General features: G+C 45.5%; 9 protein-coding genes and 4 tRNA genes. 8 read left to right on the forward strand and 5 right to left on the reverse strand.

Translation table 11 applies throughout. The features are described 5' to 3' along the window. Both AWH66_RS18410 and glnA read right to left on the reverse strand, forming a co-directional pair. Nucleotides 1-181 (reverse strand): DUF4124 domain-containing protein (locus AWH66_RS18410; RefSeq protein WP_143081537.1); only part of this gene is annotated, 181 nt, incomplete at its 3' end. Nucleotides 182-297: 116 nt separating this feature from the next. Then, nucleotides 298-1707 carry a glutamate--ammonia ligase gene (glnA, locus tag AWH66_RS18415; protein WP_006074981.1) on the reverse strand — a complete coding sequence of 470 codons (1410 nt, stop codon included), beginning with the start codon at nt 1705-1707 and terminating at the stop codon, nt 298-300. 510 nt (nt 1708-2217) lie between these two features. Between glnA and typA the strand changes: the two genes are divergently transcribed. Continuing rightward, nucleotides 2218-4050 (forward strand): translational GTPase TypA, encoded by a 1833-nt coding sequence (gene typA / locus AWH66_RS18420; protein WP_063605212.1) that lies wholly within the window; start codon nt 2218-2220, stop codon nt 4048-4050. A gap of 87 nt (nt 4051-4137) precedes the next feature. Here typA and pssA read toward each other — a convergent pair whose 3' ends face one another. Together pssA and AWH66_RS18430 are read right to left on the reverse strand one after the other, a co-directional pair. Next, entirely contained in the window at nt 4138-5478 is a 1341-nt protein-coding gene (gene pssA / locus AWH66_RS18425) for a CDP-diacylglycerol--serine O-phosphatidyltransferase (protein ID WP_063605217.1), read from the reverse strand. A gap of 91 nt (nt 5479-5569) precedes the next feature. Further along, entirely contained in the window at nt 5570-6001 is a 432-nt protein-coding gene (locus tag AWH66_RS18430) for a GNAT family N-acetyltransferase (RefSeq protein WP_063605218.1), read from the reverse strand. Between the two features lie 59 nt (nt 6002-6060). Here AWH66_RS18430 and murB point away from each other — a divergent pair, with 59 nt between their 5' ends. After that, nucleotides 6061-7095 carry a UDP-N-acetylmuramate dehydrogenase gene (gene murB, locus AWH66_RS18435; protein ID WP_063605213.1) on the forward strand — a complete coding sequence of 345 codons (1035 nt, stop codon included), beginning with the start codon at nt 6061-6063 and terminating at the stop codon, nt 7093-7095. Then, entirely contained in the window at nt 7092-8051 is a 960-nt protein-coding gene (gene birA, locus AWH66_RS18440; RefSeq protein ID WP_063605214.1) for a bifunctional biotin--[acetyl-CoA-carboxylase] ligase/biotin operon repressor BirA, read from the forward strand. The genes murB and birA overlap by 4 nt, the downstream gene beginning before the upstream one ends. A 148-nt stretch (nt 8052-8199) precedes the next feature. On the opposite strand, the gene coaA is transcribed toward birA, so the two are convergent. Beyond that, nucleotides 8200-9123: a type I pantothenate kinase gene (coaA, locus tag AWH66_RS18445; protein ID WP_063605215.1), complete on the reverse strand. Its 924-nt coding sequence runs from the start codon at nt 9121-9123 to the stop codon at nt 8200-8202. Between the two features lie 212 nt (nt 9124-9335). Between coaA and AWH66_RS18450 the strand changes: the two genes are divergently transcribed. The 5 genes from AWH66_RS18450 to AWH66_RS18470 all read left to right on the forward strand — a co-directional run. Beyond that, a tRNA-Thr gene (locus AWH66_RS18450) sits at nt 9336-9411 on the forward strand. Between the two features lie 48 nt (nt 9412-9459). Continuing rightward, nucleotides 9460-9544: transfer RNA gene (locus AWH66_RS18455), tRNA-Tyr, on the forward strand. A gap of 35 nt (nt 9545-9579) precedes the next feature. After that, nucleotides 9580-9654: transfer RNA gene (locus AWH66_RS18460), tRNA-Gly, on the forward strand. 13 nt (nt 9655-9667) lie between these two features. After that, nucleotides 9668-9743: transfer RNA gene (locus AWH66_RS18465), tRNA-Thr, on the forward strand. Nucleotides 9744-9880: 137 nt separating this feature from the next. Then, nucleotides 9881-10277: GTP-binding protein (locus AWH66_RS18470; protein ID WP_240495613.1), on the forward strand; the 397-nt coding region annotated here is incomplete at its 3' end.

A 10277-nucleotide genomic window follows, 5' to 3' on the forward strand; every position in this document is an offset into this window, starting at 1 on the left:
GGGAAACTTCATCGCCGAGATAAGGGGCGGGAGGGTCAGGCAACACAATTAACGACGCTTGAGGGCTATCTGGATGATCACTGAAGTGCTGCATACCTTTTTCATCGACCCAGGTGTAGATCTCTATACTCCAAGATAGGGGACTCACGATACACAGTATCAATATCAGGGCAGATTTCATGTTAGCGGAACCTTGCTGTACTTAAGAGTCCTGATGGTAATACTGCAAGAAGTAACACGGATTTAAAAAAGGCCCGCCTGCGAGGCGAGCCTAATAATTGGTTGTAAACCTTTGAATTATACTGAGTAGTACAGTTCGAACTCAAGTGGGTGAGTTGTCATGTTTACTTTCTCTACGTCTTGAGACTTAAGATCGATGTAAGAATCGATAAAGTCGTCAGAGAATACACCGCCAGAAGTTAGGAACTCACGGTCAGCGTCTAGGCACTCTAGCGCTTCTTTTAGTGAGTAAGCCACTGTTGGGATCTCTGCCGCTTCTTCAGCTGGTAGATCGTAAAGGTCTTTATCCATTGCTTCGCCTGGGTGGATCTTGTTCTTGATACCGTCAAGACCAGCCATAAGCATTGCAGCAAAGCATAGGTATGGGTTCGCAGATGGGTCACCGAAACGTAGCTCGATACGACGTGCTTTCGGGCTTGGTACCACTGGGATACGGATAGAAGCAGAACGGTTACGTGCAGAGTAAGCAAGCATAACTGGCGCTTCGAAGCCTGGTACAAGACGCTTGTACGAGTTAGTTGATGCGTTAGCAAATGCGTTGATTGCTTTAGCGTGCTTGATAACACCACCGATGTAGTAAAGTGCCATTTCAGAAAGGCCGCCGTACTTGTCGCCAGCGAACAGGTTAACACCGTCTTTCGCTAGAGATTGGTGTACGTGCATACCAGAACCGTTGTCACCAACTAGTGGCTTAGGCATGAATGTCGCCGTCTTACCAAATGCGTGAGCAACGTTATGTACAACGTACTTGTAAACTTGGATTTCGTCTGCTTTAGCTGTTAGCGTGTTGAAACGAGTTGCGATTTCGTTCTGACCCGCTGTTGCTACTTCGTGGTGGTGAGCTTCAACAACTTGGCCCATTTCTTCTAGAACTAGACACATTGCAGAACGGATGTCTTGAGAAGAGTCAACCGGAGCCACTGGGAAGTAACCACCTTTAACGCCTGGACGGTGACCTTTGTTACCACCTTCGAAGTCAGTACCTGTGTTCCAAGCCGCTTCTACGTCGTCAATCTTGAAGAATGAACCAGACATGTCTGTTGCGAATTTAACATCGTCAAATAGGAAGAACTCTGGCTCTGGACCAACAAGTACAGTATCTGCAATGCCAGTTGAACGGAGGTAGTCTTCTGCGCGCTTAGCGATTGAACGTGGGTCACGGTCGTAGCCTTGCATTGTTGCAGGCTCAAGGATGTCACAACGAATGTTCAGAGTTGCATCTTCAGTGAATGGGTCTAGAACTGCGCTTGCTGCGTCAGGCATCATTACCATGTCTGATTCGTTGATGCCTTTCCAGCCAGCAACTGATGAACCGTCGAACATTTTGCCTTCTTCAAAGAAGTCTGCATCTACTTGGTGTGCAGGGATAGAAACGTGCTGCTCTTTACCCTTAGTGTCTGTAAAGCGTAGATCTACGAATTTAACTTCGTTCTCTTGGATCAGCGATAGAACATTTTCTACTGACATCTTGGAAAACCTCCAGTGTTATTAAAGCGGTTAAGTACTCGATTAGTGTTAATCGGCATTGATTAACGTCTGCTTATTGAAGTGCGTTAATCGATGCTGATTTTACTAAAGCTAAAACCGTGCCAAAAAATAAATCCATTATTTTTCATGGTGTTACGAAATTGCTCATCATAATGGAGCAATCCGATGCACCAAAATGATCATTGAATGCACTTTATTGGTGCAATGTTAAATTTCTGCACCAAGTTGAATCAATGATGCCATACATTCAGCATGGTTTTTGAATCGGTGTCAACTGCAATCCGACGATGAGCCGATCGGCTGCGCCAAAATAGTGAATTTGGCGCTAGCTCCCGATATTTACGACAAAACTAGCTTAAACCGACTATGTTTAAGCAAGATTTCAACGAAGAAGATCACAACTCTCGTAATTTCTGGTATATTGCGGGCGTTTTTTTAATCGAGTCAGCGGCTATCGTGCGGCGACTCTTGACTGAGTGAAAGAAATCTATGTCAACTCCACAGATTGATAAGTTAAGAAACATTGCGATTATCGCGCACGTTGACCACGGTAAAACTACCCTTGTTGACAAGCTACTTCAGCAATCCGGTACTCTTGAGTCTCGCGGTGAAACTGAAGAGCGAGTTATGGACTCGAATGATATCGAAAAGGAACGTGGTATCACGATCCTTGCTAAAAACACAGCGATCAACTGGAATGATCACCGCATCAACATCGTAGATACTCCGGGACACGCGGACTTCGGTGGTGAAGTTGAGCGTATTATGTCGATGGTAGACTCTGTACTGCTTATCGTTGACGCTGTAGATGGTCCGATGCCGCAAACTCGCTTTGTAACGCAAAAAGCATTTGCGCATGGCCTTAAGCCTATTGTTGTTATCAACAAAATCGACCGCCCAGGTGCTCGTCCTGATTGGGTTATGGATCAAGTATTTGACTTGTTCGACAACCTAGGTGCGTCTGACGACCAATTAGACTTCCAAGTGGTTTACGCATCAGCGCTAAACGGCTGGGCAACGTTGGAAGAAGGCGAAGAAGGCGAGAACATGGAACCATTGTTCCAAGCTATCGTTGACAACGTTGAAGCGCCTGCTGTTGACCCTGAGGGTGCACTGCAAATGCAGATCTCTCAGCTAGACTACAGCTCTTACGTTGGTGTTATCGGTGTGGGCCGTGTGACTCGTGGTACGGCTAAGCCGAACCAACAAGTAACGGTTATCGGTGCTGACGGTAAAACTCGTAACGGTAAAGTAGGTACAGTTTTAGGTTACCTAGGTCTTGAGCGTCACGAAGTTCAGCAAGCAACAGCTGGTGACATCATCGCGATTACTGGTCTTGGTGAGCTGAAAATCTCTGACACAATTTGTGCGCAGGGTGAAGTAGAAGCGCTACCAGCGCTGTCTGTTGATGAACCAACAGTAACCATGACATTCCAAGTAAACACCTCTCCATTCGCGGGTAAAGAAGGTAAGTTCGTGACATCACGTAACATCCTTGAGCGTCTAGAGAAAGAACTAGTACACAACGTTGCATTGCGCGTTGAGCAACTTGACGATCCAGACAAGTTCCGTGTATCGGGTCGTGGTGAACTACACCTATCTATCCTTATCGAAAATATGCGTCGTGAAGGCTTTGAGCTAGCGGTTTCTCGTCCTGAAGTTATCATCAAAGAAGAAGATGGTCAGAAGCAAGAACCGTACGAAACTGTAACTATCGACGTAATGGAAGAGCACCAAGGTAGCATCATGGAAGCTATCGGTCTTCGTAAGGGTGAGCTAACTGACATGGCTCCTGATGGTAAAGGCCGTATCCGTATGGACTTCATGATGCCATCTCGTGGCCTAATCGGTTTCCAAACTGAGTTCATGACGCTAACGTCTGGTTCTGGTCTTCTATACCACACGTTCGATCACTACGGTCCATTCAAAGGCGGTGAGATTGGTCAGCGTGTTAACGGCGTTCTGATTTCTAACGGTGCTGGTAAAGCACTGACCAACGCAATCTTCAACCTACAAGAGCGCGGCCGTATGTTTATCGGTCACGGTGTTGAGGTTTACGAAGGCATGGTTATCGGTATTCATAGCCGCGACAACGACCTAACGGTTAACCCACTTAAAGGTAAGCAGCTGACTAACGTTCGTGCTTCTGGTACGGATGACGCACAGGTTCTTACTCCGCCAATCATCATGACTTTAGAGCAAGCGCTTGAGTTCATCGACGATGACGAGCTAGTAGAAGTAACACCTGAAAGCATCCGCATCCGTAAGAAGTTCCTTTCGGAAAGCGATCGTAAGCGTGCAAGTCGCGAAGCTAAGTCTTAATAGATTACGTTGAGATGTAAAAAAACCAGCCGCGAGGCTGGTTTTTTTTTGTGTTTGCTTTTTCAAATACGCTTGAGGTTGAATACCTTAAAGTAACTGTTTCAATACTCTATCAGCTTGTACTCGAGTAATTTTCTTCAGTAGTTTTTGTACTGGCGCTGGATAGTTTTCCACTTTTTCCAATTGCTTATAGGTACAGATTAACTGAGTATGCTCAAGGATATTCTCTACCTCGGCGTTAAATTTTTCGACAAGATGCGAGTAGTGGTCCTGAATCAAGATGGCATTCTCTAAGTCTAAGCTCCAAGCTCGTGGATTTAGGTTGTTGCCTGTAATCAGCATATAACGCTTATCGACCCAAATGCCTTTTAGGTGGAAGCTGTTGTCATCATGTTTCCATAGGCGAATACACAAATTGCGACTCGCGATATGTGCCTCGTTAGCCTTAGCAAAGCGACGCAGATTCATTTCATAGAGATAAGGCAACCCACCAATGGTTTTGAAGTCTTCTTCTGGAGAAATGTAGAAATCGTTCGCTGTCTTATCACCCACCACTATTCTGACTTTAACGCCGCGTTTTAGTGCGCGCTTGATCTCTTTTGCTACCGACTTGGGGAAGTTGAAGTAAGGGGTGCAAATAAAAATCTCGTCTTTGGCGCTAGCTAATAGCTGATTGATGCACTGGTTAAGCTTGTTACGACGCTTGCCAATACCAACAATAGGCGTCACTGCGACTTGGTTTTCATTACTCGGCTGAGCGTTAAATTGATAACGTGCCTGAGACAGTGAACCGCGCAGCTGTCGGATTTCTGCCTTAATGTCTTTTGTCGTTGGTTTTTCTGACAACGATAGGTCGTTGACGGCAGGGTTGGTAATCAGTTCGTTTGTAACAAACTGAGCCATACTATTTGCTAGTTCTGGATTATTCAGAACATGATAACGGTCGAAACGGTAACGCTCGTCGTAGTTTAAGTAGATGTTGTTGAGACTGGCGCCGCTGTATATCACTTTATCATCGATAATAAAGCCTTTCAGGTGCAAGACACCAAACACTTCTCTGCCACGCACAGGAATACCGTAAACAGGAACTGCATGTTCGTGGTTTTGTCTAAACTCGCGATACATCACCGCGTTGCCATCAGACTGGTCAGCGCCGATAAGGCCACGTTGTGCACGGTGCCAGTCAACACAAACGGCAATATCGAGAGCCGGATTCTTTTGCTTTGCTTGATAAAGTTCAGTCAGGATTTGGCGTCCAGCGTCATCATCTTCTAAATACAAAGCGACTAGGTAGATTCTTGATTGTGCTTCGCGTATCGCTTGAATTAAATACTCGCGATAATCTTTGGCGGAATACAATACATCCAATGCATTGGGATCCTGCGCGATTGAGGGAAGCTGTTCAAAAGAGTTCCTAAGAGCCATCATATGAGGGACTGTACCTTTGGTCATTGCAAAATTGCGAACCTAGAATTTTACCAAACTCTTGCCCTAAATGGGTAGTAAAGCGTTGATAAGTTTAACGAGGATCAATGTATCGCATAGCTGCCAGTGTTTTTCCGCCGTGAATATAACGAGAAAACAGTTGCTTAAGTGGACTAGGTAGCTCTTCTTGAGTAATCACTTTAAAGCCATGTTGACTATAAAATCCCTGTAAATGTTCTAGCGAAAAACAAAAATCGCTGTTGGTCAGCTCATTCTGTTGCAGTTGTGCCATGAAATGATGACCAATGCCTTGTTGACGAAAATCTGGAAGAACCAGCATGCCGGTCATCAATCGATACTGCTCGATGGAGCGAAATCGTACGAGGGCACAGAGGCTGTGGTTTTGGCTAAGAGTGAGAATACGCTCATCACTTTTTGGTTTGCCTGCTGGGTAGTGTGCTTTATACAGTTTTTTAGCAATCGGTAGTTTAATGGGGTCTAGCATACCGAATTTTAACGTATCCATAGCCAATGCTTGTCTCAAAAGGATAGAATAGCGGCAGTGTAAGCCATCAATGAACGCCCATGCAAACTGAAAACAATGCCCAACTTCGCCCATTTCACACCTTTGGTATCTCACAGCAGTGTCAGGTGTTAGTAGAAGCTGAATCGGTCGATGACCTAATTGCGATTTACCAAAACCCAGACTGGCAAGCGCTACCTAAACTGATGTTAGGTAAGGGCAGTAATATGTTATTTACGGAGCCTTATCAGGGGGTTGTTATCGTTAATCGCTTACAAGGTATCTCGTACTCCAGCTCTGAGACTGAACATCTTTTGTATGTATCAGGGGGGGAAGACTGGCCGAGTTTGGTGGAATGGTGTGTAGCGCAGGGTTACGCTGGCGTTGAAAATTTGGCTTTAATCCCTGGCTGTGCTGGTAGCGCACCTATTCAGAATATTGGCGCTTATGGCATAGAGCTTCAGCAAATTTGTGATTATGTTGAGTACCTTTGTTTAGACAGCTATACCATAAAGCGACTGTCTAATAAGCAATGTCGTTTTGGTTATCGTGACTCCATTTTTAAGCATGAGCTCAAAGATAAGGCGCTCGTGACTGCCATTGGCCTTAAGCTAAACAAAACATGGCAGCCTATATTAAGTTATGGTCCGTTACAGTCTCTTGACCCAGAAACGACCACACCAAAAGAAGTATTTGATGTGGTCGTGAATGTGAGAAAAGAGAAGCTGCCAGATCCAGCTGTGACTGGCAATGCTGGAAGTTTCTTTAAAAACCCGATTGTCAGTATCGAACAGCATGAAACGCTCAAAGCGCAATACCCAGCGCTAGTGGCGTATCCATCGGGTGACAAGATGAAGTTGGCTGCCGGTTGGCTTATCGATCAGTGTGGTCTGAAAGGGCATACTCAGGGTGGCGCTATGGTGCATCCCAAACAGGCTCTTGTGTTGGTGAATGCCAATAATGCGAAGGCTGAAGATATTGTTAACCTTGCCGCTTATGTCCGCGACTGTGTGCTGAAGAAATTTAATGTAGAGCTTGAGCATGAGGTGCGCTTTATGGGTGCTCAACAAGAAGTGTATTTAAAGGACCTGCTATGAGAGAGCATCATGTGAAATTAGCGATTTTAGAGCAGCTTTCTCAAGGCGGGTTTCATTCGGGTGAAATGTTAGGTGAGCAGCTAGGTATTTCTCGTGCCGCCGTAAGTAAGCACATTAAGGGCATTCGTGATTGGGGGGTTGATATCTTTCGCGTTCAGGGGAAAGGCTATCAACTAGCGGCCCCTATGGAGCTGTTGTCCAAAGAGAAACTATCGCAAACTGTTACCTCACCATTTGAGCTGATTCCTATTATCGACTCTACCAACCAATACTTACTCGACAAACAAAACAGCTTAGAGTCGGGTGCGGTGTGCATTTCTGAGTACCAGTCTAAAGGCCGTGGCCGCCGTGGCCGTCGATGGGTATCACCATTCGGTAGTAACCTTTATCTCTCCATGTATTGGAAGTTAGAAGCAGGAATGGCAGCGGCGATGGGGTTGAGTCTGGTGATTGGCGTGGCGATAGTCGAAGCCTTGGAACAACTTGGGATTGATGGTGTAAAACTTAAATGGCCGAATGACCTGTATTTTAATGACAAGAAGTTAGCCGGCATTTTGGTTGAAATGTCAGGCCAAGCTGGTGGTGCGGCAAACCTAGTTATGGGTATGGGTATGAATCTAAATATGAGTGAACAAGTAGAAGGCATCGATCAGCCTTGGACCTCACTCAATGAAGTAGCAGACAAACCATTTAGCCGTAACGATTTGGTGGTGGCCTTTATCAAGGCTTGGCAGAACGCTCTAGAAGATTACGAAATGTGTGGCTTACACGGTTTTGTTGAACGTTGGAATCGTCATGATAACTTTTTGGATCGAGAAGTTCGTCTGGTGATGGGCAATCGAGACATTCAAGGTATTGTGCGCGGCATCGATGCCACTGGTGCGGTGTTGCTGGAAACAGAAGCGGGTATTCAACCATTTATTGGTGGTGAGATCTCTCTGCGTAAACTGAACTGATGTGGCTTAAGCTATCACTAATTTAGCGACTTTACTCACTGCATCAAATATTGTCACCACACTACAGATTGTCACCACACCGCATGCTGTCATCCCTGCGTAGGCAGGGATCTACCTTTGGCGCACACAACCTCTCGTCAAAAACTGCCTACTTCCTCAAATAAACCGTCTCAACATTATGATCTTTACCTTTCTGTAAAATTAGTTGAGCTCGCTCTTTGGTTGGCAAGATATTCTGCACTAAGTTGATCCCATTAATCGATGCCCAAATATTCTTCGCTTTGGTTTTCGCTTCTTGTTCATTCAACTGGGTATAGTGACTGAAGTAAGAGCCAGGCTTAGTAAAGGCGCCCTGACGGAATTTCATAAAGCGCTGTACATACCAGTTTTCAATGCGTTCACTATCTGCATCGACATATAAAGAAAAATCGAGAAAGTCAGAGATAAATACGCGATGTGGATCGTGAGGGTAGTCCATGCCACTTTGCAGAACGTTGAGACCTTCGATGATTAGTACGTCAGGCAGGTCGACGACTTTCTGCTCATCAGTAATATCGTAAGTTAAGTGTGAATAGACGGGAGCGACAACGTTACGCTTACAAGCTTTGACATCGGAAACAAACTGCACCAAGCGACGCATATCATAGGACTCGGGAAAGCCTTTTTTCGCCATTAATCCTTTTTCTAACAGTACTTTATTAGGATGAAGGAAACCGTCAGTCGTAATAAGTTCTACCTTAGGGTGGTTTTCCCAGCGACTGAGCAACGCTTTTAGCAAGCGAGCCGTGGTACTTTTCCCGACCGCAACACTACCAGCAATACCAATGATGAATGGTGGCGTATGGTCACTTTGTCCCAAAAACTCTTGAAGAACGGAGTTACGACTCTGTCTCGCGGCAACGTACAAGTTAAGCAGACGAGAAAGAGGTAAATAAACATCAGTAGCTTCCTGCATCGTCAGGTTTTCATTAATACCCTGAAGCTCTTTCAGATCATCTTCTGTTAATGTCATAGGGACAGCGTTGCGAAGTGCAGACCACTGTTCGCGACTAAATGACATAAAAGGGCTCATAACTCACCTAACTTAAGGTTTCCATACACGTAGATTGCTGAACATACCTGAACAAAGGGATAAATCAAATATTTCATGCGATACAGCGTGCGTAATTCCCCGAAATGTGTACAAAAAGTCGTCAAAAAGGAAGAATGTGTGAAAAAACGAATTTTTTTTTGCTTTAACGGTTGCATCAGCAAGATTCATTCAATAGAATGCGCTCCACTTATGCCGACTTAGCTCAGTAGGTAGAGCAACTGACTTGTAATCAGTAGGTCACCAGTTCGATTCCGGTAGTCGGCACCATTTTCACTTTGCCTAGGGCAATGATGACGAAAATGGTAAGTAAAATTTGGGGGGGTTCCCGAGTGGCCAAAGGGAGCAGACTGTAAATCTGCCGGCACTGCCTTCGATGGTTCGAATCCGTCCCCCCCCACCATATTCTTTAGGGAATAGCTCTCAGAGTTACGTGTTGCGGGCATCGTATAATGGCTATTACCTCAGCCTTCCAAGCTGATGATGCGGGTTCGATTCCCGCTGCCCGCTCCAACTCATTTAGAGTGCTGATATAGCTCAGGTGGTAGAGCGCATCCTTGGTAAGGATGAGGTCGGCAGTTCGAGTCTGCCTATCAGCACCAGCTCTCAAAGCAATATTTCCTTTTGATACTTTCTTTTGCCTCAACTATGTTTAGAGGTTAAGAGAAGCTTTATTACCAAGATTTTTTGGTTGCGTGGTCTTCAAAGCCACCTAAATCCGTACCTAGAGGGACAACTCATGTCTAAAGAAAAATTTGAACGTACGAAACCGCACGTAAACGTTGGTACTATCGGCCACGTTGACCACGGTAAAACAACTCTAACAGCTGCAATCTGTACTACTCTTGCAAAAGTGTACGGCGGTGAAGCGAAAGACTTCGCATCTATCGATAACGCTCCAGAAGAGCGTGAGCGCGGTATCACAATCGCAACTTCTCACGTTGAGTACGATACTCCAACTCGTCACTACGCACACGTAGACTGCCCAGGACACGCGGATTATGTTAAAAACATGATCACTGGTGCTGCGCAAATGGACGGTGGTATCCTTGTAGTTGCTGCTACTGATGGTCCAATGCCTCAAACTCGTGAGCACATCCTACTAGGCCGTCAGGTTGGTATCCCTTACATCATCG

The organism is Vibrio barjaei, from assembly GCF_001639065.2.
GTDB lineage: Bacteria > Pseudomonadota > Gammaproteobacteria > Enterobacterales > Vibrionaceae > Vibrio > Vibrio barjaei.